The following is a 25,230-nucleotide window of genomic DNA, read 5'->3' as shown; positions in this document are numbered from 1 at the left end:
ACCCATAGTTAGAAAAGTGAGTATAATGTAAATAAGAAGGAAGTGTATAAGTCATGATAATTGAAGAAAATAAAGAAGTAGTATTATCCGAAGAAAGTGGAAGGGCTTTTATAACAATAAAAGTTGATGGGTATAATCTGAAAAAATTCGATGAAGTGACTCGTAAACATGCACGTTTAAAAGTCACCAATTTTATGGCATTAAAAAAAGCCGTAGAAACTAAGTCACATGAACCAATCGAAATTGGTAGTTGGATAGATAGTCTTGAATTAGAGCTTAGTGCTGACAAGATGCAAGCAGTTGTTACAATTTATGAATCACAAAGCTATATACAAGAACATACGGCAGAAATCCAATCAGCTATTAATGTGCTACTAAAGGAGAATAATATTATTTATGGACAAGTTCCAATAGACTTCCAAAAAGTAATAACTGGAAAAGCATACATAGTCGCAAACGGATTGCCTCCTAAAAAAGGAACAGACGCAATGGTAAAGTACTTGCAACAAGCAGAGAAAAAGCCCGAAATAAATGCAGATGGAAAAGCTGATTATTTTGATATGAATTTTATTGTTGAAATAAAGGAAGGTACATGGTTGGGAGAAAAAATACCAGAACAAGAAGGCATTGAAGGTAGGAATATTCTTGGAGAAATGATGCCTTCTGAAAAAGGTGATGATGTACCATTAAAATATGATACTGAATCCGCATATGAAGTAGAGGAAGAGGGAAAAATAGTTCTTCGATCCAAAACGAACGGAGTTATTGGTGAAATAAATGGGGTTCTTGCTGTTCAAAAACATCTTGTTATTAATGGAGATGTCGGTTTAGAAACAGGAAATTTAAAATTTGATGGATCCATCCAAATAAAAGGAACAATCATGCCGGGATATTCCATAATTGCTTCAGGAGATATATCTATAGAATCAAACGAAGGTGTTAATTCTGCTGAATTAATAAAGTCAACTGAGGGCGACGTGTTTATTAAAGGTGGAGTTTTTGGTAAAGATATTACGAAAATAGAAGCATTTAAGAACATCTTTATAAAGCACGCAAATGGTTGTACTTTAGAAGCCAAAGAAAGCGTATTCATTGGATTTTATTCAATGGGATCAACTATTTTTGGGAACGAAATATTATTAGATGAACGAAAAGGGAAAATCATCGGTGGTAAAGCAATAGCGATTAATTCAATAACTACCGCTTATTCCGGAAATAGTTTAGAGAGAAAGACGGAACTAATTGTACAAGGAATAGATAGAAAAATATTAACTGAAAATGCAAAAATAAAAGCGGAAGAAATGGTGAAGCTTCAAGAAGAAGGGACAAGGTTAAATTTTCAAATTAGCCAGCTAAATCAATTCAAAGAGACTATGTCAAAACAACAAATTGCTGCTTATGAACAAACAAAACAGAAATATCATATGATGGAAAGTGAAATGAAAGAATTAGATGTAGAAATAAAAAGAATCCTAAAACTTCTTCGTACTTCTACGGATTATTTCGTTAATATTACACAAGAAGCGAATGCTGGAACGGTTATTCATATTGGTAATAAATCAACAACCTTAGCTAAAGCAACAAAAGGTAAATTTAAGATTGAAAATGGGGAGTTAAATGTCTAATATTCCTGTGTACGCACATAGAGGTGCTACTTGTAGATCGGTAGAGAATTCGATTGGAGCTTTTAAAAAAGCCGTAAAGTTAAATGCGGATGGTATAGAACTAGATCTACAATTATCTGCAGATGGCGTTGCCTTTGTAACGCATGATATCGATTTTTTTCGCTTGGCAGGCAACAAACGAAGAATAACTGATATGTTAGCAGACGAAGTTTTGCAACTAAAATTAGGTAATGCTTTTTTTAGGAAATTTTTGGGGAGCAGAGTATTAACGTTTGATGAATTTTTACATTTCGCTATTCCATTGGGTGTCAAACTAAATGTGGAATTAAAAGAGTCTTTTCTTGGTAAAAATGAAAGAATTCGTGAAGTAGTGGAAAAAAGTAAAGCTGTAAAGGATATTCATTTTTCTTCCTTTGAATTTAGCGTTCTCCAAACGATTCATGCCATGAAAGCTAATGTACAAACTGCATTTATTGGTAAAAAGAATACAGACTGGGATTATGTGTTTTCCATAAAAGAAATCAATGCAATCCATTTAAATAAAAAATTCTACTGCACAGATTTAATGTATTCCATTTGGAATGCAGGGTTCCCAATACGATTTTACAATATAAAAGGTAATGAGAAGTATATCGCAAATCCGCATGACTCCGTTATTGGATGGATTACGGACTTTCCGGAAAAAATAGAAAAAATACAAAAGAGACGGTAAACAAAACAATCATTTGGTTGTTCTATTTTAAAAGGATCGTGAAGTGACGCAGTCACTCACGATCCTTTTAATTTCTCACGATACTTGTCTCTGCAAATTTCAAGAGGGCGACGGACAAACATCTGCCACAAGACTACCGAAAAAAGTGTAGCTGGAAATGACGTAGTCACTTCCAGCTACACAAACCCAACGGTAATAGTGTAGCCAATGTTTCGTCCAAAGCACTCTAGAAATAGTAAAGACAAGCTGCACTTAAAGGGCGTTTCCGCTTATCTTAATTACTTTTTCTTTTGAAAACGAGGTGCTACTTTCCCATTTTTTCGATCTCTGTTTAACAGGAATCCTGCAAAAAAGCCCAACCCTAAAACTGTGAAAAGAATTCCGCATATAAATTGAAACCACAATGCTCCAATAGGTAAGATATGTATTCCGAAAAAAGTATCTCTCATTAGCTTAATGCCAAACGCTGCGAGAATACCAGGAATTAATAGTACGATTAAGGCAGCCAAACGTGCCATAATAATCACTCCTGTTTTTTGTTTAGCCTTAGGCATCAAAGATCAAGGTAAAAATACCATATGACATACAGCCAAGCTATTTGTACGAGATTTTTCTCATTGACTATGAACCTTTAGCGCGTTCTATTAAATTTTATTTTACATGTGAGAATATTATTGTCAACTCATGGAACTTGAGGTATGATATATGGGAAGTGCAATAAGTTGCAGAGATAAAGTGGGGGTGTGAATATTTTTGCAAAACATATTAATCATTGGTGCGGGTAAAGGTGGATATGCACTTTTGAGGCTGTTTGAACAGGCTGATTACCTTCAAGTAAAAGGAATCGTTGATATTGATGAGAATGCTCCAGGAATGCAATATGCAAAAAAGCATCATATTCATACATATACCGATTGGAAACCCCTTTTAAACGAAGATATTCAAATTATAATTGATGTTACAGGGAACAAAGAAGTATTTTTGGAACTTCTTTCAGAACGTCCAGTAAATACAGTTTTAATCCCAGGTGAAATAGCAAATTTAATTGTTACATTATTAGAAGAAAAAAATAAATTTATTCAAAGATTAGATAATAAAAAAATGAACCAAGAATTAATTTTTAACTCAATCGAAGAAGGTATGATTGGTATTGATGAGAAAGGCATCGTAAATTTCTTTAATAAAAGTGCATCTAACATGACTAAGGTTTCGATAGAAGATGCTATAGGGAAACACGTATTTGATGTAATTTCACATAGTGAGCTTCCGAGAACTTTTGAAACTGGTCAGATTGAACTTAATAAAGAACTTATTCTTGAAAGCGGTACCAAAATAGTAACTTCAAGATATCCGATGATTAATGAGCAAGGTAAAAAGATCGGAGCCTTTGCAGTTTTTAAAGACATTTCAGAAGTAGTTAGGCTTGCAGAAGAAATTACGGACCTTACGGAAATACAAACAATGCTTGAAGCAATCATCCAATCTAGCGAAGATGCGATATCAGTAGTGGATGAAGAAGGTAAAGGAATTCTTATTAATCCAGCATATTCTCGCATTACCGGATTAAGCGAGGAAGAAGTTATAGGGAAACCAGCAACGGCTGATATTTCGGAAGGTGAAAGTATTCACTTGAAAGTTCTTCAAACTCGAAAACCTATTCGAGGTGTAAACATAAGGGTAGGTAAACAGAAAAAAGACGTGATTGTGAATGTCGCTCCAATAATCGTTAATAACCTGCTTAAAGGTAGTGTGGGAGTTATTCATGATATGACGGAAATTCGGACGTTAATGAAAGAACTCGACCAAGCCCGAACACTAATACGTAACCTAGAGTTAAGCTATTCCTTCGAAGATATTTTAGGGGATTCAGAACAAATTCAATTTGCTGTCAATCAAGCTAAGCTAGCAGCCAGTGTACCTGTGACTGTACTTCTGAGGGGAGAAGTCGGTTCAGGAAAAGAATTATTTGCACACGCCATTCATAGCGCTAGTAATAGAAAAGATAATCGGTTCTTTCGAGTGAATTGTAGTTCTCAAGAAGAGCATCTACTAGAACGTGAATTATTTGGGTATGAAGAAGAGGGAATCAGTTATTCGGGTCTGTTTGATGAAGCAAATACCGGAACCCTCTTCTTAGATGAAGTTGGTGAGTTAACAAATAAAACACAAGCTAAGCTTTTAAGAGTACTTCGAGAAAATGCTTTTATAAGAATAGGTGGAACAACTTCAATTCCAGTGGATGTTCGAATAATAGCTGCAAGTTATTTCAATCTAGAAAAATTAATGCGCGAAGGCATGTTCCGAGAGGATTTCTACTTTCAGTTAAATCGTATGCCAATACATGTTCCCTCTCTAAGAGAAAGAAAGCAAGACATTTCTTCCATAGCGGAGCATTTATTAGTAAAATTAAATAAAGAATTTGGTCGCAATATTGAGGGATTTACAAAATCAGCTATGGAGAGCTTGTTGCTCTATGATTGGCCAGGTAACATAAGGGAACTTGAGAATATCATTAGCCGAGCAATGATTTTTTTAGAAGCACAAGATCGAATTATTGAGGAACATCATTTACCAAAATCAATTTTGTCTTTTTCGCATAATGGGTTTGATGAGGAGCAATTAGGAACGCTTGCTGAACAGATGGATGAGATGGAGAAAAAGGTTTTACTAAATGCATTACAAGTATGTGGTGGAAATAAATCACAAACTGCTAAAAAGCTAAACATCTCACTTCGGACCTTATATTACAAACTAGAGAAATATAATTTAGATTAATGTAATATTTGCATGGGGATGCTAAAATTACTTGAAGTGTTCAAAGTGTTATACAAAGAGGTTTCAAACATAAAAGCATTGTTTAATTACATGGGGATGTATTTTACGAAAATAATTATTTTCGAAAAAATAAATAATTACTTAACTACTAGGAGGAACTACAGATGGAAATTTTTAAATATATGGAGACTTATGATTACGAGCAGCTAGTGTTTTGCCAAGATAAAACTTCAGGATTAAAAGCAATTATAGCTATTCATGATACGACATTAGGTCCAGCACTTGGTGGAACACGTATGTGGAACTATGCGACGGAAGAAGAGGCAATTGAAGATGCTCTTCGTTTAGCAAAAGGAATGACTTATAAAAATGCAGCTGCTGGTCTTAACCTTGGTGGCGGGAAAACAGTTATTATTGGGGATCCACTAAAAGATAAAAACGAAGAGATGTTCCGTGCTTTCGGTCGTTTCATCCAAGGCTTAAATGGCCGTTATATTACGGCTGAAGATGTAGGTACAACTGTAGCAGATATGGACTTAATTCATGAAGAAACAAATTATGTAACTGGTATTTCTGAAGCATTCGGTTCTTCAGGTAACCCATCTCCAGTAACTGCTTACGGCGTATATGTTGGAATGAAAGCAGCCGCAAAAGAAGCTTTTGGAACGGATTCTCTTGAAGGGAAAACAGTTGCAGTCCAAGGTGTAGGAAACGTAGCTTATACATTATGTGAATATCTACATAAAGAAGGCGCTAAACTAATTGTCGCTGATATTAACCAAGCATCAGTTGACCGTGCTGTAAATGCATTCGGTGCTGTACAAGTAAGTGTAGATGAAATTTATTCACAAGATGTAGACATATTTGCACCATGTGCACTTGGCGCAATTATTAATGACAATACAATTCCACAATTAAAAGCAAAAGTAATTGCGGGATCTGCAAATAACCAATTAAGAGATACAAAACATGGTGATTTAATCCACGAGATGGGCATTGCATATGCTCCAGACTATGTAATTAACTCCGGTGGTGTAATTAACGTAGCGGATGAATTATATGGTTATAACCATGATCGTGCAATGAAGCGTGTTGCAACAATATATGACAAAATCGAACGTATTTTTGAAATTTCAAAACGTGACGGTATTCCAACATATGTTGCAGCAGACCGTTTAGCAGAAGAGCGCATTGCTCGAGTAAGTAAATCTCGTAGCCAATTTTTACAAAATGGAAAACATATTATTACAGGTCGTTAATACGCGAAACAACTAATTTCATCAATTAAAAGAATGGCCGTCTTTCTTATGAAGCGGCCTTCTTAGATGGAAGATAAGGGGGATAAAGCTTTGGCAAAAGAATATGATGTAGTCATAATCGGTGGCGGTACTGGCGGATATGTCGCAGCTATCCGTTCGGCTCAATTGGGCTTAAAAACAGCAATCGTTGAAAAGGGGAATCTTGGCGGTACTTGCTTGCATAAAGGATGTATTCCAAGTAAAGCATTGCTTCGTAGTGCTGAAGTCTATTCAACAACGAAAAATCACGCTGCAGAATTTGGCGTAAATACTTCAGAAGTATCGCTTGATTTTAGTCGTGTGCAAGCTAGAAAAGAATCGATTGTGAACCAATTACATCAAGGTGTTCAAGGATTGATGAAAAAAGGAAAAATAGACGTGTATGAAGGTACTGGAAGAATGCTAGGTCCATCTATTTTCTCTCCATCACCAGGTGGAACTATTTCAGTTGAAATGAATAATGGCGATGAAAATGAAATGCTCATTCCGAAAAACGTAGTTATTGCTACTGGATCTAGACCTCGTACTCTTCCCGGGCTAAAAATAGATGGAGATTTCGTCATGAGTTCAGATGAAGCATTAGCAATGACAGAATTACCGAAATCGATTGTAATCGTCGGTGGAGGCGTAATTGGAATTGAGTGGGCTTCTATGTTAAATGATTTTGGAGTGGAAGTAACCGTAATTGAATATGCAGATCGAATTATCCCTACTGAGGATAAAGATATTTCAAAAGAAATGCAAAAGCTTCTAGCTAAAAAAGGCATAACATTTGTAACAAATGCAAAAGTTCTACCCGAAACACTTCTAACGGAAAGTAACGTAGTGACTATTTCTGCTGAGATTAATGGGGAAACGAAAACCTTCACTGCAGAAAAAATGCTTGTCTCAGTTGGTCGTCAAGCAAACGTTGAAGGAATTGGTGTAGAAAATACCGATATCGTTGTAGAAAAAGGATTTATCCAAGTATTTGATACATTCCAAACGAAGGAATCACATATATATGCAATTGGTGATGTGATTGGAGGGCTTCAACTGGCACATGTTGCAAGTCATGAAGGTATTAATGCAATAGAACATATTGCAGGCAATGAAGTCTCAGCCATTGACTATAAATTAGTATCTCGTTGCATTTATTCCAATCCAGAAGCTTCTAGCGTTGGTATTACTGAACAACAAGCAAAAGAGCAAGGGTTTGATGTAAAGGTTGGAAAGTTCTCATTTAAAGCGATTGGTAAAGCACTTGTTTACGGAGAATCAGATGGTTTTGTCAAAATTGTTGCAGATAAAGAGACGAATGATATTTTAGGGGTTCATATGATTGGACCACATGTGACAGATATGATCTCTGAAGCTGGTCTTGCAATGGTACTTGATGCAACACCGTGGGAAATCGCCCACACGATACATCCACACCCTACGCTTAGTGAAGTAATGGGTGAGGCGGCTTTAGCTGTTGATGGTAAAGCAATTCACATGTAAAAGGAGGCAATGGAAATGACAACAAATCGACATGAAGAATTAGGTTTAACAAATGAAGATGTGTTAAGAATGTTTGAAACTATGCTAATGGCTCGTCGTATTGATGAACGTATGTGGTTATTAAACCGCGCTGGAAAAATTCCTTTCGTTATATCTTGTCAAGGTCAAGAGGCTGCACAAGTTGGAGCAGCATTTGCACTTGATAATACAAAAGATTATATCGCACCATACTACCGTGATATGGGGGTTGTTTTACATTTTGGTATGACAGCCAAAGATTTAATGTTATCAGCATTTGCGAAAGCAGAAGATCCAAACTCTGGTGGACGACAAATGCCTGGACATTTTGGACAGAAAAAAAATAGAATTCTTACTGGTTCTTCGCCAGTTACAACTCAATTACCACACGCAGTTGGCGTAGCACTTGCTGCGAAAATTGAGAAAAAAGATTTTATTACTTTTGTAACGCTTGGGGAAGGTTCGTCTAACCAAGGAGATTTCCACGAAGGGCTAAATTTCGCGGGAGTACATCAATTACCATGTATCACAATGGTTGAAAACAATAACTACGCAATTTCTGTTCCATTTGAACGCCAAGTAGCGAGTAAAACGGTTGCAGATCGTGCATCTAGTTACGGTATGCCTGGTGTTACTGTCGATGGGAAAGATCCTATTGCTGTTTATAAAGTAGTAAAAGAAGCGGCTGATCGTGCTCGTAACGGAGAAGGCCCAAGCTTAATCGAAGCAGTGACTTACCGTTTAACTGCTCACTCTTCGGATGATGATGATCGCCAATATCGTACTGCAGAGGATATTGCAGAAGGAAAAGCACTAGATCCTATTATTACCTTTGCTGTTTATTTAAAAGAAACAGGTGTTTTAACGAAAGAATTAGAAAAAGAAATTAATGATCGCATCATGAAAGAAGTAAATGAAGCGACTGATTATGCGGAAGATGCTCCATATGCTGCTCCAGAAGATGCATTGAAGCATGTTTATGCAGAAAAAGATGGGGGGAACGCATAATGGCAGTAATGTCTTATATCGATGCAATTACACTTGCAATGAAAGAAGAAATGACTCGTGATGAACGCGTTTTTATCCTAGGAGAAGACGTTGGTCGTAAAGGTGGAGTTTTTAAAGCAACAAATGGTCTTTATGAGGAATTCGGAGAATACCGCGTGCTAGACACACCACTTGCTGAATCCGCTATTGCGGGAGTTGGTATTGGTGCTGCAATGTACGGTCTTCGTCCAATCGCAGAAATGCAATTTGCCGATTTCATTATGCCAGCTGTCAACCAAATAATTTCCGAAGCGTCCCGTATTCGTTACCGTTCAAATAACGACTGGACATGTCCAATTGTTATTCGTGCTCCATTTGGTGGCGGAATTCACGGTGCTTTATATCATTCACAATCTGTAGAAGCAGTTTTCGCAAATCAACCGGGATTAAAAATTGTTATTCCTTCTACTCCTTACGATGCAAAAGGATTACTAAAAGCGGCAATTCGCGATGAAGATCCTGTTATGTTCTTTGAGCACAAACGAGCGTATCGTCTGATTAAAGGGGAAGTTCCGGAAGAAGATTACACAATCGAAATCGGAAAAGCAGATGTAAAACGTGAAGGGGAAGATATTACGGTAATTACGTACGGTCTTGCTGTTCACTTTGCACTTCAAGCAGCAGAACGACTTGAAAAAGACGGAATCTCTGCACATATTCTTGATTTACGTACAATCTATCCGTTAGATAAAGATGGAATAATTGAAGCTGCTTCAAAAACTGGTAAAGTGCTTCTTGTTACAGAAGACAATAAAGAAGGTAGCATTATTGGTGAAGTTGCTGCGATTATTGCAGAAAACTGCTTATTTGATCTAGATGCACCAATTATGCGTCTAGCTGGTCCAGACATTCCTGCTATGCCGTATGCACCAACGATGGAAAAATTCTTTATGATTAATCCAGATAAAGTAGAAAAAGCAATGCGCGAGCTAGCCGCATATTAGGAAGGTGGATTATAAATGGCTCTTGAACAAATCAAAATGCCTCAACTTGGGGAAAGTGTAACGGAAGGTACGATTGAAAAATGGTTAGTAAAACCAGGCGATCATGTCAATAAATACGATGCACTAGCTGAAGTAAACACAGACAAAGTAACTGCTGAAGTACCTTCTTCCTTTACTGGGGTAATAAAAGAACTACTTGCAAACGAAGGAGATACACTTGCAGTTGGTGAAATCGTTTGTACGATTGAAACAGAAGGTGGAGCTACCGAGGTAGTAGTGGAAGCTGCACCTGAGCAACCATCAGCGGAAACAGTAAAACCTGCTGAAGTACAAAAACATGCAGCTCCAATTCAGCGTGAAAAAGGCTCAAAAGCTCGTTATTCACCAGCTGTGTTAAAACTTTCACAAGAACATGGGATTGACCTTACTTTAGTAAATGGTACTGGAAATGAAGGACGCATTACGCGTAAAGATTTGTTGAAGATCATTGAAAGTGGTGAAATTCCAGTAGCTACTCCAGCAGATACAATCGCTGCACTAGCTCCTGTAGCATCACAAACTTCAGCTGCTGCACCTGCACCAAAAGCTGCTCCTCCTGTAAACGTTCCAGTTGCAGTTGGGGATATCGAAATCCCAGTAACAGGTATTCGAAAAGCAATCGCTGCGAATATGTTACGAAGCAAACATGAAGCACCACATGCTTGGACTATGATAGAAGTGGATGTAACGAGTTTAGTACAATACCGAGACTCCATTAAAAATGAGTTCAAGCAAAAAGAAGGCTTTAATGTAACGTATTTTGCGTTCTTCGTAAAAGCTGTTTCTCAAGCTCTAAAAGAATTCCCAATGATGAACTCTATGTGGGCTGGCGATAAGATTGTTCAGAAAAAAGACATTAATATTTCAATCGCAGTTGCTACAGAAGATGCACTTTTCGTTCCAGTCATCAAAAATGCGGACGAAAAAACGATTAAAGGCATAGCTCGTGAAGTAAATGAACTTGCTGCAAAAGTTCGTTCTGGCAAACTAAAATCAGACGAAATGCAAGGTGGTACATTCACAGTAAACAATACAGGATCATTCGGTTCTGTACAGTCTATGGGGATTATCAATTACCCACAAGCAGCAATTCTACAAGTAGAGTCTATTGTGAAACGTCCTGTTATTATGGATGGTGGAATGATTGCTGCACGTGACATGGTAAACTTATGTCTATCATTAGATCACCGCGTACTAGATGGCTTAGTTTGCGGAAGATTCCTAGCTCGCGTAAAAGAGATTTTAGAGAATATTACAAAAGAAAATACATCAGTATACTAATAAATAGTTGAAAACGGAGCATTTCCCTGGGGGGAATACTCCGTTTTTTCATGGAAAAAAATTTAGTTGGAAAAATGTGGCGTTTAGTTGGAATATTTACGACTTTAGTTGGAAAAACGATAAGCTTAGTTGTAAAAAAGCGTTTTTAGTTTGAAAACGAGAAATGTAAAACAGATTCAAGTCCCTTTCATTTACTTTTTGAAAACGGTTCGTTAGCATTAATATTAAACAAAGATCGCAAAATATAGGGAGGAAACGAAAATGAGATTAAGTGTACTAGACCAAGCACCCATTACGAAAGGAAATACTGCGGAAGTCGCATTAAAAAATGCGGAAGAATTAGCAATTTTAGCAGATGAATTAGGCTATCATCGTATGTGGATGGCAGAGCATCATGGAACGGGTGCTTTTGCTAGTTCTGCCCCAGAAGTAACTGCAGCGCATCTTGCGGCAAAAACGAACAAACTTCGTATTGGAACTGGTGGTGTTATGATGATGCATTATTCGCCATTGAAGCTAGCCGAAGTATTTAAGACACTTAGTGCTTTTTCTCCAGGACGAATCGATTTTGGAGTAGGCCGTGCCCCTGGTGGAGATAATTATGCCATGTACGCGCTCTCAGAAGGTCGTCCACCATTGGTCAATAATATGTATGAAAAATTAGCGATTGCTTTAAAGTTACTTAATGATGACGTTCCTGAAGAAAATCTATACAACAAAACAATTGCAACTCCAGCAAATATTGTATTACCAGAGGCATGGTTGCTTGGTTCAACTGGGAATAGTGCGATTCAAGCTGGGAGATTGGGTCTCGGATATTCATTCGCCCAATTTTTCCAAGGTGGAATGACCCCTTCGATATTAGATACGTATCGCAAGAACTTCCAACCTTCAGCGTTTATGGAGAAACCTGAAATCAATGTCACTTACTTAGCAACGGTTGCTGAAACGAAAGAAGAAGCTGAATTTGAAGCATTACCACAGGACATTGCACGTCTATCACTTATGAAAGGTCAAATTCACCAAATATTAACGCCAGAAGAAGCACAAAATTATCCATTAACAGAAATGGATCGTATGATGATTGAAGAAAATCGTAAAATTCATTTAGTTGGTTCAGTAAAAGAAGTGGCGACGATTTTACAAGAAGAACAAGCGCATTATGGATTTGATGAAGTAATGATTTGTAGTATTCCGCACTCGCAGGAAAAAAGATTAGATGTGTACCGGCTACTAGCGACTGAATTATTATAATAGGTAACTAGTAAGACATGCTTATAATACTAACGGGTTCGGTTGATGGGGAGAAAAATGCTAAAAACAATGTAAACAACACCCTAATTAGCATAGATTCAGATAACAATTTAGCAAGTTAAATGGCAAGCAAAAACGCTCCGTTTTCTGAGCGTTTTTAGTATACTTTTTTTTGAATCTAATTGAACGAAGACCTCCGTTTTTTCAATTAGAGAATTGAAGTTTACTTCACAATCGCACCCAATTATTAAAGAACAGATTGGCTTTAATTCTTTTGAAAATCCAACTACACAGCCCAAAAATCAGACCCGATTGAAGTACAGCACATATGCAGTTATCGCACCCGTTACTTTAAGTTCACTAATTTACTGACTTTTGTTTTAGTATTATTTAGATTTTTTTAATCCAAATTTTCCAATCAGAGATCCCTTCAATCTCAAATGTGTTTAAATCTTCAGTAAGTGGAACACCACTTTTGACATAACCCACTTCATATCCAAATTCCTCACTTATAATTACAGTTTGAATGTCATCACTTCCTTCAAATGGTCCATTCATTTGAACTATTCCTTTAGCTACCCATCGACCGTCTTCTTTATGAACGTCAGCTACCCAAATATCCTTATTATTCATTGCACCCCTCAAGACGAGTAACTCTAACTCTTTATTCACTTTGAGAGAACCATAAACATTTATTTCTCTTTCTTCATTTCCAACCTCAATCCTCTTTAAAGCATCTTCTGGACTACTATCCAAGTTTGGACTGCCTTCAGTACAACCTGAGAGTAAAAGTCCAAATGAAATAACTACCGTGATTAATTTCTTCTTCATTTTTTCACCCTTTCTAATTATTGAAATAGGTGTTCAGTTCATCAAATCAATTACACTAAATGGCTCGTTTGTTGAATTAAGAATGATTTTGATTCTTTCCACAGAACAGCCTTTCTTCACAACTCTTCAACTTAACTTTAACACAGTTTTCCTCATTTCCTTCAAGAAAAATGTTTCTTTTCAGAATACGCAAACTACCTTAGATAAATGATGTCTTTTAGGTCGAATTTTTTATCTGTAATTCCCAAGCGTTGAGCTGGTGTCTCCATTGTTCCGTTAGAATTATATGCTAAGCAAAAGTTGTAATAAGTTCGCAGTATAGTGATAGCCATTTGAGCATACTTCGGATTGAAGTTCGAATAGGTATAACTTTTCCCATCTCCACGAGCCGTAGTTAATGGTCTTTCCAAAATAGACAGCCTTCTCCGAATCTGTTGGATAAAGCTATTGGTAGCGTTGTCATTCACATTCATTATTAAGGCAGCGATATCTTTTGGTTCGAGAGATGATGAGTTTGTTGTACAATCCACGGAACGCAATCCCCTGTCAATTGTAGCAAGTGGGTGCGAAATGGGATTATCTGTATATTCAAGGTGGGATCCCGATGAAGTTGAGATTTGCTTGTAAAAATGGTGATGCTTAAATAATTCTTGTAGTTGCAAAAACGCTAATCTTCTCAAAGACCTAGTTCCGATTCCTTGCATTGTTCCCCAATCAATCAAATCGGCTCTTGCCTGAACAAATTCCTCACGAGCCTGTTTTCTCGTTTTTGTCTTATCTGTTTGACAGAGGAAATGATGGGCATCAGATAGTCGTATTTCCTCCGAGAACACTCGATTGATGGATGTTGTAAGGGAATCATCTTCATCGGTCACAAAACGCCACTCAGTTGCGTTTACAAACTGTTTAATAAGCCATAAATGTGCAACCGTCGTATAAGTCGAACCAACGTGCAACCCATCCGTATAGTTCATTCTCCGTTCTACCTGTGCCAATTCTTCATAATACTCCATTTTACTTTGAGTATCGTTTTTCGAAGGGGGCATTGGATAGTGTGAATATCTTGGGTATCTGGCATACTTTTTGGCAAATTCATTCAGATGATCTTCTCTTTGAAGAGCCGTATCGAGAGCAATATCTCCGAGTGTGATTTCCCAATCATAGGCTACATCGGAACGAAGAACATATCTTGACAGAACGTCTGCCGATACCACAACGTGGGTCGGAAATCGATTTTTTTCCACATCATCGTAACGGCTACCACCCATCCCTTTTTGCCGAACATTATTTAGATAATAGTTCATTTTATCAATGTTAACCCACATTTCTTTAAACTTTAATCGTTGAAAAGGCTTGGTTTCGTGTCGCTCAAGAAACTCCAAACATCTTCGGTAAAGAAACTCTAATTTATCGTAGTAAGTTCCTCTTCCAATTTCTAAAATTTCGCAGGTTCTTGTAACGGGAGTTCGGCTTAATAACAATTTAGCAAAAAGATGATGGATTTCACTTCGTTTCTGGTTATATGCAACAGAGTTATCTCTTCTTGGTGTAAGTGCTGTTTTCTTTTTGCAAGCTTTACACTGGAACCGTTGCATTCCCAATCTCCTCTTTCCTTGCCTATAAAAGCCATCAGGTTTATTAAACGGTGTAAAATCTTCCGCAATGCAACTACCTTTATGAAATTCATATTCTTCTTCTTTGTCTTGAACTGAATTGATTTGAACCAAACGTTGTATCTCTTGTGCAATAGACCAATTGGAAAGAGTGGAGGTGTAACAGCCTAAAACCGCATTCCTTGTTACGCCTGTCAGGTCTGGATTACATTTAATTGATTTGTGATTGGAGGTTCCAGTTAATTTATAGCGGGTCGGCTTTCCTTTGGTTTCGTACTTTGTTTGAGGTATTCCGTGATAGCTGCAAAAAGGATTCGAGCAATGGTTGTATTGGATTTGGTGCTTAATACCATTACAAGTGAATTCGGTAGGCGTGAAAAGTAAATCCTTATATTTTGTTCCGAACTGCTTGGGTGTTAATTCGTTATAATCTTTATTCCTATCTTCGATTTCACTCACTGAAAGAGGGGATAGAACCGCCACTAAATTATCTTCTTTGGTAGCCAATCGTTTCAATTTAGCTAATTTTCTCGCCACCTACCAAATCTTCAATTCCAAGCTGTTTAACGACCCTTCTGTTATTCCTCTTCTTTTCAATCCAAACGATAAAATCTGCGTCATCTAAAAGGTTTAGGAGAAACAGATTAATCACTTCACTCTCGCTATGCTCCGTGTACTCTGCATAGTTTTTTACGATACTTCTCGCTCGTTCCGATATGAGCCAATCTACCTTTTCTGCATTGTGATTTTTAGGTGTAATGAACTTCATCCGTATCAATCTCCTGTCTAAAATTGGTTATACAATTAGTATATCCAATTCGCAACCGTTTTAGCACGCCAATTAACAACAACACATAAATTTATGCGGTGTTGTTAATTTAGATGTGAATTACATTGCTAATCTGTATATTAATAACCCCTAAACATTGGTATATCAATAAAATAGGGGACACCAATTCGCATGTGAATTGTGTCCCCTAAATGGTTGTTATTTAATGTTTTCTCCCCTTCAACCGAACCCGTTATTATAATAGCGTGTCTTTTTTAGTTTTTCTGAATTTAATTGACGCTATATGTCACAGAGTGATATAGTCGAGTTGTGACATACCGAATTCATAGAACGGAAGTGATCCGAGTGACAGTTGAAAAGATTATCGCATCCTATATTCCTATGACGGAAACTGCTTTTTATATATTACTATCTCTATCTGAACCAAGACATGGTTATGGAATAATAAAACATGTGGAAGAAATTACAAAAGGTCGATTAGTTCTAGGCTCTGGTACTATTTACGGTACTTTGAAGAAAATGCAACGGGATTACATTGTAAAAGTGTATGCGGATGAACTTCGAAAAACAATTTATGAGATTTCAGAAATAGGAAAGACATTGATACGCAATGAAATAAGCAGATTGAAGGAACTACATACAAATGCATTAATGTATGAGGAGGAATTCGAATGATCAAAAAATGGAGGCCATTTTGGAGTTATGATGTGGAGAAGACAGAATGTTGGTTATCTTCAAATGCAGCAGATGGAAAAATCCTAGTTGATGTTAAGCTATTTTCACGAATGTTTGTATTTGAAGAAACAGCTGGTAAACAATTGGAGTATCAAGTCATATTTGATAGATATCAAAATATCTTACCGAGTGGTTTGTTAGATTCTGGGTGGGAAGATTCTTTAGTAAAAGGAAATTGGAAATTTGTTCGAAATGGTAGAGAGACTATTCGAGCTTATCCTTCACGAGAAGGAATAATGAAGAAAAATCGAGTTCATTTACTTCTATTGACAGTGATTTCATATCTATATGTAATTCAACTGTTTTCATTTATTATTGGTATGCTTACAGCTTTTTTTGCACCAGGCAATGCGAATTTTGTAGCTAGTCCATTATGGTCTCTTACAATTCTATACTTTCTGCAAGTTATTGGAGTTATTATCTTCACTTTCTACCTGACACGAAAGTTGCGAACATTCAAGCATAAAATTTTTTGTAGTTCAGTTGATAAAAGTGAATCTACAGAAGGAACGTTTTCAAAATGGAGATTTGGTTGGATGTACGCACCGGATCTATTAGAAAACTGGCTAAGTAACATGGCTCATGAGGGGAATCAACTTGTTCGAGTAAGTAAAAACCGGCTAGCATTTATTTTCGAAAAAGATACACCAAAACTTGTCTCCTTTGTGCAAGACTATCAATGGAAGACGGCTCCAGAGTATTTCGACTTCCATAAAAGTGCAGGCTGGAAGTTAAGATTCACATCGACTTCCTGGTTATTCAATTACTCAATTTGGGAAAAAGAGTATACATCAGGGGAGATGAAACCACGTTTTACGTATAATTCGACAGAAAAGAATGCACAAGTGAGAAAGGTAATTATAGCGAGTTCAATATTGATTAGTTATTTACTGGCTATATGGCTTTTTGCCATAAGGATTCAATTTTTGAACAGTCAAGCTTTTGACATAAGCCATATACAAAAAATTATCAATGGACTATTAATTATTTCCTTGTTATCTCCAATCTTCATTTTGATTCGGACTTTTCTCTATGCTTTACGGATGAGAAAGAGTATATAACCCTTTAACCAGTATCAATAATTTAATATTTAATTTTCATTAAAGTCCAATCAACCATCATATGTATTGTTATCCTCTTTGGGTAGAGAAGTGTAAAGAGACCATTCATTTATGGTGTCCTACACAACTACAAGAAGAGGATTTTATTATGGTAATACTATAAGAAAACTAATGCAAATATAAAACCTTCTAGTAGGGCACGTCGTCTAATAAAAAGGGAGGAGGGATAATGTGGAAGAAATGTTAGAGGAAGCATTTGAACTAGAAGATCAGGAAGAGCTAATGAATGAGATGATGAACAATTATGGTCAGGATATATTGAGACTTGTCTATTCATACGTAAATAACAAAGAGGTTGCGGAGGACTTGACGCAGGATATATTTGTGAAGTTTTATAAGTCGCTTCATACATTCAAAGGGAAATCCAAGTTAAAAACATGGTTGTGGCGAATTGCTATAAATCATTCCAAGGATTTCCTAAAGAGCTGGTATAACAAGCATGTGATCATTGCCAAAGATACTACGTACATAAAAACAAAGAAAGAAATGGTCGAAGAAGTAATTATTCAAAAAGAAGCTGATGATCAATTAGTTTCTGCGATAATGACATTACCTATTAAATACCGTGAAGTAATCTATCTCTTTTACTACGAGGAATTACTCATCAAGGAAATAGCAGTAGTAACTGAAGTTAGTGTGAACACAGTTAAAACGAGGCTCAGACGTGCCAAAGAACTTTTGGAAGATCGATTGGAGGAGCAATAATGGATGAGCGTTTAAAAAACTTGAAAAAAAATATGGATAAAACGGCGTTCTCTGAACTAAATTTTACCGAACTACATCGTAAGTCGATTCGAGAAAAAATGTTTGAAGAAGAAAATGAAAACTCGATCTTTTTAGCAGTTATGCAGCTGCTTGTTCAAGAAAAAACAGGCTATGAATTGGTGAAGTTTTTGAGAGGGAGAGGCATCTTTAAATTTGAAGAAAATGAAGGGATCGTCTACACATTCTTGCATAAGTTGGAAAGGGATGGTTACTTACATTCAAGCTGGACCGACTCAAACATTAAATATTATCAACTAAACAATAAAGGAGCAAAACTACTACGAAAATCAGAAAAGCAATCTCCAACCAAAACCTTTTCTTTCAAAAAATTAGTAGAGGAGTGAAATCCAAGTGAAAAATAGTAGTCAATCTTATTTAAAAGAAGTTCAAAATCAAATCCATTCAAAAGAAGCAAAGGAAATTGTTTCAGCTGAACTCAATCATCATATAAAAGAAGTAAAAAAAGACTGGATAGAAAAAGGTTTAAAGGAAGTAGATGCAGAAGAAAAAGCAGTGGAGCAAATGGGGAGTCCAGTAACACTTGGTCAAAAGCTTAACAAGCTTCATCGACAGAAAGTAGATTGGTTGACTGTAATATTATTACTTATCACATTGGGTTTAGGATTTTTACCTTTATTGTCTCTTGAAAATGGTTTTAGTAATATTGAATATTTTTCAAGGCATAAGATCGTATTTGTCCTGCTTGGAGGGTTCTTGTCTATAGGGATGATGTTGATAAATTATCGGAAATTAGAAAAACTAGGCTGGCTATTTTTCGTATTAGGGATGCTTATTCTAATGGCATTAAAGTTTTTCCCATCACAATATTTACATGGAGTTCCTAGTATAGAGGTTGGACCTTTAACAGTTGAAATCTTAATGGCTTTACCATTCTTTTTTCTTGCGTGGGCATCTTTTTTTAATGACAAACGGTTGAAGCTATGGCATTTAGGAATTTTATTTTTTCTTTCTTGTTATATGCTCATTGGTATGCCAAGCATTTCTGTTACTTACATTTATATTGTCATGGTTTTTGTTATGTTTTGTTGGAGTCAATTTAGCAGAAAAACAATTCTGAAGACGATAGGAATTACGATTAGTTCATTTTTAATTTCTAGCATCATTCTTTGGCAATCTGTTGAGCAATACCAGAAACATAGGCTAGTAGTATTTTTAAAACCTGAACAATATCCGGATAGTGAAGGCTATATGATCTTGCTCTTGAAAGAGAAATTGGCTCAAGCGGGTTGGTTTGGAAATTCTATGGCAAATGAATTCATTCCGGAAGGTCATACCAATTTTGTGTTTGTAAGCCTCACTTCCTACTTTGGTTGGCTTTTTGCGATCGTACTTGTGTTAATCCTTTCTTTATTTATCGCAAGAATTGTTGTAATTACTCGTAAAATACATCATTCATATGGCAAGCTTTTGCTTATAGGTTCAGTTGCTCTTTATGCAGTTCAGCTAGTTACCAATATTGCCATGACATTAGGGCTTCTCCCGATGATGTCATTGTCATTGCCATTTATTAGCTATGGATTGATGCCTATTTTACTTAATTCTTTTTTAATTGGGATTGTACTAAGTGTGTATCGACGTAAAGACTTAGTTACGAGTGGTTTTATGACAAAAGAAGTTCGTATTTAATGAATCTATTTATGAAGGAATTGGGGGGCACTATGGAGAATTCTTAAACGGAAGTAAGGATGTTTGGTGGGAGATCACATTTAACCTTGAAGTGTACGATTCAACAGAAGTTGACATTAGGAAAGGATTTTGAATCATTTGTACGACACTGAATGGATAGCAATAAGCAAAATTTTAAATGTGCAAGTATTAGATGGACTATTAGTGTACAACCAAATCTTCGAGAGGGTCTTTTTGTACAGTTGAACTGGAAAAATTGCAACTGGAACTGAGAGGGAATAAAATGACTTATCAATTTAGGATTATGACTCAAGAACAAGTAGAAAATATTGCATTTAATTGGCATTATAATGGTGAATATTCATTTTATGATATGTAAGCGGATAAAGAAGATTTAGAGGAATTTTTAACCACTGAAACTCGGGGAAACTCGACATTTGCTGTAACCAATGATAATAACTTGATTGGTTTCTTTATTGTAAACAAAGTATCAGGTAAGAATTTTGATATTGGCTTAGGAATGAGCCCTGATTTAACTGGAAAAAGGAAAGGTGTAGAATTTCTAAAGGCAGGATTGGATTTTATTCTATAAGAATACCAACCTGAAAAAATAGTTTTATCGGTGGCAACTTTTAATCTAAGAGCAACAAAAGTATATAGAAAGATTGGATTTAAAGATATCGAAACTTTTATGTAAGATACAAACTGTAGTACATTTGAATTTTTAAGAATGGAATTCAATTGTTAGTATCATTTGGTATCTTTAAGTAACGAAGTGTCAGGAAATTCGTACAAAGAAGATAGGGGTGAGATTAAATGCAACAATTAAAACAAATTATAGAAAAATTAAAACTGCATGTACTTTCCATTGAAGATGTTCCAGATTCATTTAGCTCAACCGTTTATAAAATAAAGAAAGTTAATCAGCAAATAGTATATCTTAAAATTCCCTATTCTAAAGTGAAATTAGACCGTGAATATGAAGCAATAGAAATATTAAGTGATGCGCTGCCAGTACCTAGGGTATTAGAATATTGGGAAGGGAACGATGAAATACCTGGTGCACTTCTGCTATCGGCAATTAAAGGAGAACCTACGCCTGAAAAAGTGGATGAAAAACTAGCTTTTGATATTGGCGTTAACCATGCAAAATTACATAACGTCACACCACAAGAAAACACTACGTATCAGGGAATTTCAAATGTACATGATCAATGGTCAACATTTCTTGAAACACATTTTTATGGTTTTGCAGAAGATGTAAAAGATGTGATACCAGAGGATTTATTTAAACAATCAATAGAACTATTTGAAGAGCAACGCAAATCTCTTCCTCAACCAGATGGACCGAGCTTTATACATATGGATTTTCGTCTGGCAAATATTATTATCCAAAATAATCAAGTATCAGGTATCATTGATTTTGAAAGTGCCCGCTTTGGTTCTACGGAAATGGATTTTACAAAAATTAATCGTGATATTTTTATGAAAAATCCAAGGACACTAGAAGCTTATCAAATGGGTTACAAAACAATACGTCCACTAATAGATTTAGAAGTGGTACTACCATTTTATCGTTTTACCGATGCATTTAATTCATTAGGTTGGTGTAAAAAACGTGGAATAAAAAAGCATCAGCAATTTTTTAATGAAAACTATGTTATTTTAAAATCTATTCTCAAGAACGTACGGTAGTTGAACAAAGAATAGTTGAAATTAGAAAGGAGTTGCTCTCGTTGTATTTACTATTTATAGGACCTATCCTTGCAGTTTTATGGTTTCTGAATTTTGTTAGGTTATTAGCAAAGGTGAAGGACAATAAAAATTATCACAATCAAAAATTGCTTGGTGCCGTTCTTACATTCTTTTTGGTGTTATCGATTGTGTTTTCTGTAGTATTATGCATTGATGCTTATAATTAAACCGTACAATTCCTAAATATATCGAAAGAGAGTTGTTTTTCTATAAATACTCAAATAACGACGAAATTTAACATTCTTAAACCCGCTAATGATGTATTTGAAGCCATTGTAAACTCTGATAAGATGGCTAATTATTGGTTTTCATCTGGAACTGCAAGAATAGAACAAGGGAAGAAAATTACTTGGAGATATGATGAATATAATGCAGAAGTAGAAATTAGTGTATTGGAAGTCATTGAAAATAATAGAATTGTTTTCTCGTGGGGAGGAGATGGCCAAGAAACAATTGTCTCAATGATATTAAATGAATTGAGTAATGGGAGTACCCTGATTGAAGTCACTGAATACGGTTTAACAGAAAATGATCCTGAAATAATAAACAAGATGATCGGTCAAAAAGAAGGATGGGTGTACGTATTAACTTGTTTAAAGGCTTATATGGAATATGGAATTAATAATTTAAGGGCTTCATTAATTCATTGAGGAATATTTTCATGCTTTGTTTAAACACATCTATTTGACGAGCTACTTAGGTGGCTCCTTTTTCATTTGGAAATATATAGAGAAAACCAATTAAGTAAGCAGGTATTTTGGAAAGAGTGTCGAAGTTGTTAGTATGTAAATTTAAGGGAGTGGAATATGGTTAAGGTACTGTTCTTCGCATATGATCAATATGCTGACTTTGAAATAGCGCATACTTTATTTTTTCTGAGGAAATTAGGAAAAGCAGAAATATGATCTTCTTCTCCTATCATATAGTGATGGCATACCCGACTTAATAGATGTGGAAACAGGTTTTATAACAGCAAAAGGAATTGCATTTCCAGAGTTCACTGTAGAAACTTGTAGACAAGTTGGTTTGTTAAAAGACAAAGATCAGGCAGAATCGGTATTAAGATTTTGTAGGGGACAAAGTGATTAAAGGTTCTATAGAAAATCTTGAGCTGTTTAGTCGGCTCTTTTTTTATTGTATCAAAGGGGGGTAAGAATAAATGAAAAGAGTAGATGTAGCATATGTACTTCTGTTTGATGAACTTGAACAGAATGTATTAATGGTAAAAAACAAAGGTACAGGGTCCTCTTACTATACGCCTCCAGGAGGGGCAGTGGAAAAGGGAGAAACGCTTATAGAAGGTGCCATACGTGAAGTGAAAGAGGAAACGGGACTAGATGTACATGTGGATGGTGTTTTCTCTGTTGGGGAAGCGTTTTTTGAAGAAAGGGGACACCACGCTATCTTATTTACTTTTGTCGGAAAAATAATTGGTGGAAAAATAGAAATATCTTTTCCCGAAGAAATTGAGGAAGTAACTTGGATGGATCTAAAACAAGCAGAAAAATATATACATATTTCAAGTGGATTTGAAGGTTTGATAATGGACAGAAATACAGTTCCATATATTTTAAGAGAAGTTGAAAAAAAGGGGTGATTACTTGAAATTTATTTTAAATTTAATTACTGCAATTGCATTCGGCTTTATTGGATTTCTAGTTTTTGGAGGAATAATTGCGTTTGTCGGCTATGAAGGAGCAGGTATTTTAATTGCAATTATTTTCATTATTTTATTGACGATCATCATTAACCTACTAATTAAAATAAACAACAACATAGAAAAGTTAAATCAGAAATGATACAGTGTTGTTCTGGAGTTTTGTGCTACATAGGAAAGTAAAAGAAAAAGGGAATGCTTTTGTTGTCTGATATTCAAATGATAGAGTTAAATACTGAATAATTAGAAGGTATTGGTAGCTACTGTCATAGAAGTAAAAAGTACTCGAATGGACTAAAAAATAGAGAAGAATGACTGGAATTATCACCAACTCTCTACGGAATATATTCTGTTGTATTTAGAGGACAACTTATCTAATTACATAGATTAACTGTCCATTATGTTGTTAAAAGTTTGAAAGAGCTTATGTAGATAAATATATATTAAGCAGTATTTTATAGAACATACTGGGAACCTTAAGGACAAAAGGATTGCTAAAATGATTAGAAAAATTTCCGCAAGCTGTCTTATACTACTGATGTTATTCTTACATTTGGAAAAGGCATATGCAAGTGAACGAGTGGTGCTATTAAGCGTAACGTCCGATATATGGTATAAAAGAATTTATTTAATGGCCGATAAAAAAAGTTGGATAGATTATGAAAATTTTACTGTTCAAATTGGTGATCGCGTTGGATTAGTTTATAATTTCCCCGAATAGTATCATGGCAAGTACGATCCCGCATTAATTTATGAAGATATAAATGGTGATAAATTAGAGGATGTTATCATCGTATTAAATAATGATAGGGCTGGTATTGGAACGCCTATTAAGGATTATTCATATTCTTAATCAAATTCAGGATACTTCTCTAAGGTATAAAGAGGCTCTGGTTGAACCTATCGACTTGACTTTTAGTCACCATATTAAGTTAGAGAAACATGCTAACATCGTGACTATTCTGGCAGACAAAAAGGAATATACAATCGACATTTCCAGATATCATTTGATTAATCCTCGTAAGCCTTATCTCAATATTGATTCGTTAGAATATTTGATTAAAAATGGAACATTAATTGGAGCTGTTAATGTTTATGTAGTACGAGAGGATAGTGTTTATGGTGGTTTACTTGGTCATTTAACTATTGAATACTTTTGGGACGGGAAAATGTATAAAGCAAAGTCAATTACATTTAAACAGAATGAGCCTGAAAAAATTAGAAACACGTCTGTGCGTCCTACAGAGAAAACCAATTAGTAAGGGTGTGCTTTAAATGAAAAAAGCTGTATTTTTGGATCGTGACGGAGTAATAAATGAAGTGCTGACGGATCGCGTTAAATTTGTGAATAAGCCTCACGAGCTATATTTTTTACCAGGAGTACCAGAGGCAATTAAAAAATTGAATACCTTCTTTGATTTCATATTTGTCGTAACCAATCAAGGTGGGGTTGGCTTAGGATTTATGAAGGAAGCCCAACTCCAAAGAATACATGACCATATGATTGTTGCATTAAAGAAAGAAGGGGCGACTATTCACGATGTGGCTTATTGTCCGCATAAGCCAAAAGCGGGTTGTGACTGTCGCAAGCCAAACAGCAAATTAATCACAGATCTCAGTAAAAAATATGATATTGATTTATCAAAGTCCTACATGGTTGGAGATACCGATACAGATATTATCGCAGGAAAAAAGGCAGGTACAAAAGGAGTTTTCTTGGGAAACAGAGACCCGCTTGCGGATGCCGTTTTCCCTGACCTAATAAGTGCTGCGGATTGGATTATTGAAGATGCAACAAATGAATAGAGAAGGATTTATGTTTGGTTAAAAGGGTATAATAA

The 25,230-nt window shown here is 35.8% G+C and carries 25 protein-coding genes and 1 pseudogene; 22 read left to right on the top strand and 4 right to left on the bottom strand.

Annotated elements, in window-relative coordinates; genetic code table 11:
* Positions 1–53: 53 nt before the first annotated feature.
* On the top strand, positions 54–1,625 hold the full coding sequence (locus ACEPXD_RS10845) for a DUF342 domain-containing protein (protein ID WP_391115977.1): 1,572 nt from the start codon (positions 54–56) through the stop codon (positions 1,623–1,625).
* On the top strand, positions 1,618–2,337 hold the full coding sequence (locus ACEPXD_RS10840) for a glycerophosphodiester phosphodiesterase (RefSeq protein WP_391115975.1): 720 nt from the start codon (positions 1,618–1,620) through the stop codon (positions 2,335–2,337). Before ACEPXD_RS10845 ends, ACEPXD_RS10840 begins: the two co-directional genes overlap by 8 nt.
* 278 nt (positions 2,338–2,615) lie before the next feature.
* Here ACEPXD_RS10840 and ACEPXD_RS10835 read toward each other — a convergent pair whose 3' ends face one another.
* Positions 2,616–2,855 carry a DUF2627 domain-containing protein gene (locus tag ACEPXD_RS10835; RefSeq protein WP_151700307.1) on the bottom strand — a complete coding sequence of 80 codons (240 nt, stop codon included), beginning with the start codon at positions 2,853–2,855 and terminating at the stop codon, positions 2,616–2,618.
* Positions 2,856–3,090: 235 nt separating this feature from the next.
* On the opposite strand from ACEPXD_RS10835, the gene ACEPXD_RS10830 reads away from it, so the two are divergent.
* From ACEPXD_RS10830 to ACEPXD_RS10800, 7 genes are all read left to right on the top strand, one after another.
* Complete coding sequence (locus ACEPXD_RS10830; protein WP_391115974.1) at positions 3,091–5,112, top strand: sigma 54-interacting transcriptional regulator; 2,022 nt, start codon at positions 3,091–3,093, stop codon at positions 5,110–5,112.
* A gap of 164 nt (positions 5,113–5,276) precedes the next feature.
* Complete coding sequence (gene bcd, locus ACEPXD_RS10825; RefSeq protein ID WP_391115973.1) at positions 5,277–6,371, top strand: branched-chain amino acid dehydrogenase; 1,095 nt, start codon at positions 5,277–5,279, stop codon at positions 6,369–6,371.
* A 90-nt stretch (positions 6,372–6,461) separates the two neighbouring features.
* Positions 6,462–7,892, top strand: a complete 1,431-nt coding sequence (lpdA, locus tag ACEPXD_RS10820; RefSeq protein WP_391115972.1) for a dihydrolipoyl dehydrogenase — start codon at positions 6,462–6,464, stop codon at positions 7,890–7,892.
* 15 nt (positions 7,893–7,907) lie between these two features.
* Entirely contained in the window at positions 7,908–8,918 is a 1,011-nt protein-coding gene (locus tag ACEPXD_RS10815) for a thiamine pyrophosphate-dependent dehydrogenase E1 component subunit alpha (RefSeq protein ID WP_391115971.1), read from the top strand.
* Positions 8,918–9,901 (top strand): alpha-ketoacid dehydrogenase subunit beta, encoded by a 984-nt coding sequence (locus tag ACEPXD_RS10810; protein WP_391115970.1) that lies wholly within the window; start codon positions 8,918–8,920, stop codon positions 9,899–9,901. Before ACEPXD_RS10815 ends, ACEPXD_RS10810 begins: the two co-directional genes overlap by 1 nt.
* 15 nt (positions 9,902–9,916) lie before the next feature.
* Positions 9,917–11,221 (top strand): dihydrolipoamide acetyltransferase family protein, encoded by a 1,305-nt coding sequence (locus tag ACEPXD_RS10805; protein WP_391115969.1) that lies wholly within the window; start codon positions 9,917–9,919, stop codon positions 11,219–11,221.
* A 261-nt stretch (positions 11,222–11,482) separates the two neighbouring features.
* Positions 11,483–12,475 (top strand): LLM class flavin-dependent oxidoreductase, encoded by a 993-nt coding sequence (locus tag ACEPXD_RS10800; RefSeq protein WP_391115968.1) that lies wholly within the window; start codon positions 11,483–11,485, stop codon positions 12,473–12,475.
* Between the two features lie 390 nt (positions 12,476–12,865).
* Here the strand turns inward: ACEPXD_RS10800 and ACEPXD_RS10795 are convergent, their stop codons facing one another.
* The 3 genes from ACEPXD_RS10795 to ACEPXD_RS10785 form a co-directional block, all read right to left on the bottom strand.
* Positions 12,866–13,306: a hypothetical protein gene (locus ACEPXD_RS10795; RefSeq protein WP_391115967.1), complete on the bottom strand. Its 441-nt coding sequence runs from the start codon at positions 13,304–13,306 to the stop codon at positions 12,866–12,868.
* Between the two features lie 194 nt (positions 13,307–13,500).
* Positions 13,501–15,456: an insertion element protein gene (locus tag ACEPXD_RS10790; RefSeq protein ID WP_391115966.1), complete on the bottom strand. Its 1,956-nt coding sequence runs from the start codon at positions 15,454–15,456 to the stop codon at positions 13,501–13,503.
* On the bottom strand, positions 15,437–15,688 hold the full coding sequence (locus ACEPXD_RS10785) for a hypothetical protein (protein WP_391115965.1): 252 nt from the start codon (positions 15,686–15,688) through the stop codon (positions 15,437–15,439). Before ACEPXD_RS10785 ends, ACEPXD_RS10790 begins: the two co-directional genes overlap by 20 nt.
* A gap of 402 nt (positions 15,689–16,090) precedes the next feature.
* Here ACEPXD_RS10785 and ACEPXD_RS10780 point away from each other — a divergent pair, with 402 nt between their 5' ends.
* The 13 genes and pseudogenes from ACEPXD_RS10780 (at position 16,091) to ACEPXD_RS10720 (ending at position 25,195) form a co-directional block, all read left to right on the top strand.
* Entirely contained in the window at positions 16,091–16,384 is a 294-nt protein-coding gene (locus ACEPXD_RS10780; RefSeq protein ID WP_413790117.1) for a PadR family transcriptional regulator, read from the top strand.
* The gene (locus ACEPXD_RS10775) at positions 16,381–17,505 is read left to right on the top strand and encodes a DUF2812 domain-containing protein (protein ID WP_391115963.1); all 1,125 of its coding nucleotides are present in this window, start codon (positions 16,381–16,383) and stop codon (positions 17,503–17,505) included. Before ACEPXD_RS10780 ends, ACEPXD_RS10775 begins: the two co-directional genes overlap by 4 nt.
* Positions 17,506–17,745: 240 nt before the next feature.
* A complete protein-coding gene (locus tag ACEPXD_RS10770; protein WP_391123176.1) occupies positions 17,746–18,270 on the top strand; it encodes a sigma-70 family RNA polymerase sigma factor in 525 nt (174 codons plus the stop codon).
* Positions 18,270–18,674 (top strand): PadR family transcriptional regulator, encoded by a 405-nt coding sequence (locus tag ACEPXD_RS10765; protein WP_391115962.1) that lies wholly within the window; start codon positions 18,270–18,272, stop codon positions 18,672–18,674. The genes ACEPXD_RS10770 and ACEPXD_RS10765 overlap by 1 nt, the downstream gene beginning before the upstream one ends.
* 7 nt (positions 18,675–18,681) lie before the next feature.
* Complete coding sequence (locus tag ACEPXD_RS10760) at positions 18,682–19,977, top strand: FtsW/RodA/SpoVE family cell cycle protein (protein WP_391115961.1); 1,296 nt, start codon at positions 18,682–18,684, stop codon at positions 19,975–19,977.
* Positions 19,978–20,260: 283 nt separating this feature from the next.
* Positions 20,261–20,674, top strand: a pseudogene (locus ACEPXD_RS10755) (GNAT family N-acetyltransferase).
* A gap of 119 nt (positions 20,675–20,793) precedes the next feature.
* Positions 20,794–21,672 (top strand): aminoglycoside phosphotransferase family protein, encoded by an 879-nt coding sequence (locus ACEPXD_RS10750; protein ID WP_391115960.1) that lies wholly within the window; start codon positions 20,794–20,796, stop codon positions 21,670–21,672.
* 269 nt (positions 21,673–21,941) lie between these two features.
* Positions 21,942–22,382 (top strand): SRPBCC family protein, encoded by a 441-nt coding sequence (locus ACEPXD_RS10745; RefSeq protein ID WP_391123173.1) that lies wholly within the window; start codon positions 21,942–21,944, stop codon positions 22,380–22,382.
* 509 nt (positions 22,383–22,891) lie between these two features.
* On the top strand, positions 22,892–23,329 hold the full coding sequence (locus tag ACEPXD_RS10740; RefSeq protein ID WP_391115959.1) for an NUDIX hydrolase: 438 nt from the start codon (positions 22,892–22,894) through the stop codon (positions 23,327–23,329).
* Between the two features lie 4 nt (positions 23,330–23,333).
* Positions 23,334–23,531 (top strand): hypothetical protein, encoded by a 198-nt coding sequence (locus ACEPXD_RS10735; protein WP_391115958.1) that lies wholly within the window; start codon positions 23,334–23,336, stop codon positions 23,529–23,531.
* A gap of 396 nt (positions 23,532–23,927) precedes the next feature.
* Positions 23,928–24,110: a hypothetical protein gene (locus ACEPXD_RS10730; protein ID WP_391115957.1), complete on the top strand. Its 183-nt coding sequence runs from the start codon at positions 23,928–23,930 to the stop codon at positions 24,108–24,110.
* Between the two features lie 187 nt (positions 24,111–24,297).
* The gene (locus ACEPXD_RS10725; protein WP_391115956.1) at positions 24,298–24,648 is read left to right on the top strand and encodes a hypothetical protein; all 351 of its coding nucleotides are present in this window, start codon (positions 24,298–24,300) and stop codon (positions 24,646–24,648) included.
* Positions 24,649–24,664: 16 nt separating this feature from the next.
* Positions 24,665–25,195: a D-glycero-alpha-D-manno-heptose-1,7-bisphosphate 7-phosphatase gene (locus tag ACEPXD_RS10720; protein ID WP_391115955.1), complete on the top strand. Its 531-nt coding sequence runs from the start codon at positions 24,665–24,667 to the stop codon at positions 25,193–25,195.
* Positions 25,196–25,230 lie beyond the last annotated feature (35 nt).

It is taken from the genome of Psychrobacillus sp. L3 (assembly GCF_042945595.1).
GTDB lineage: Bacteria > Bacillota > Bacilli > Bacillales_A > Planococcaceae > Psychrobacillus.
The sequence above is the reverse complement of the archived record's forward strand: the minus strand, read 5'-3'. Positions and strand labels throughout refer to the sequence as shown.

Excerpts from the sequence above, each read along its gene's own strand:
- ACEPXD_RS10805 (WP_391115969.1), top strand. The coding sequence starts at position 9,917 with ATGGCTCTTGAACAAATCAAAATGCCTCAACTTGGGGAAAGTGTAACG.
- ACEPXD_RS10845 (WP_391115977.1), top strand. The coding sequence starts at position 54 with ATGATAATTGAAGAAAATAAAGAAGTAGTATTATCCGAAGAAAGTGGA.
- ACEPXD_RS10770 (WP_391123176.1), top strand. The coding sequence starts at position 17,746 with ATGTTAGAGGAAGCATTTGAACTAGAAGATCAGGAAGAGCTAATGAAT.
- ACEPXD_RS10730 (WP_391115957.1), top strand. The coding sequence starts at position 23,928 with ATGTTATTCTTACATTTGGAAAAGGCATATGCAAGTGAACGAGTGGTG.
- ACEPXD_RS10800 (WP_391115968.1), top strand. The coding sequence starts at position 11,483 with ATGAGATTAAGTGTACTAGACCAAGCACCCATTACGAAAGGAAATACT.
- ACEPXD_RS10835 (WP_151700307.1), bottom strand. The coding sequence starts at position 2,855 with ATGGCACGTTTGGCTGCCTTAATCGTACTATTAATTCCTGGTATTCTC.
- ACEPXD_RS10795 (WP_391115967.1), bottom strand. The coding sequence starts at position 13,306 with ATGAAGAAGAAATTAATCACGGTAGTTATTTCATTTGGACTTTTACTC.
- ACEPXD_RS10740 (WP_391115959.1), top strand. The coding sequence starts at position 22,892 with ATGAAAAGAGTAGATGTAGCATATGTACTTCTGTTTGATGAACTTGAA.
- ACEPXD_RS10785 (WP_391115965.1), bottom strand. The coding sequence starts at position 15,688 with ATGAAGTTCATTACACCTAAAAATCACAATGCAGAAAAGGTAGATTGG.
- bcd (WP_391115973.1), top strand. The coding sequence starts at position 5,277 with ATGGAAATTTTTAAATATATGGAGACTTATGATTACGAGCAGCTAGTG.
- ACEPXD_RS10780 (WP_413790117.1), top strand. The coding sequence starts at position 16,091 with ATGACGGAAACTGCTTTTTATATATTACTATCTCTATCTGAACCAAGA.
- ACEPXD_RS10775 (WP_391115963.1), top strand. The coding sequence starts at position 16,381 with ATGATCAAAAAATGGAGGCCATTTTGGAGTTATGATGTGGAGAAGACA.
- ACEPXD_RS10815 (WP_391115971.1), top strand. The coding sequence starts at position 7,908 with ATGACAACAAATCGACATGAAGAATTAGGTTTAACAAATGAAGATGTG.
- ACEPXD_RS10750 (WP_391115960.1), top strand. The coding sequence starts at position 20,794 with ATGCAACAATTAAAACAAATTATAGAAAAATTAAAACTGCATGTACTT.
- ACEPXD_RS10765 (WP_391115962.1), top strand. The coding sequence starts at position 18,270 with ATGGATGAGCGTTTAAAAAACTTGAAAAAAAATATGGATAAAACGGCG.
- ACEPXD_RS10810 (WP_391115970.1), top strand. The coding sequence starts at position 8,918 with ATGGCAGTAATGTCTTATATCGATGCAATTACACTTGCAATGAAAGAA.
- ACEPXD_RS10720 (WP_391115955.1), top strand. The coding sequence starts at position 24,665 with ATGAAAAAAGCTGTATTTTTGGATCGTGACGGAGTAATAAATGAAGTG.
- ACEPXD_RS10840 (WP_391115975.1), top strand. The coding sequence starts at position 1,618 with ATGTCTAATATTCCTGTGTACGCACATAGAGGTGCTACTTGTAGATCG.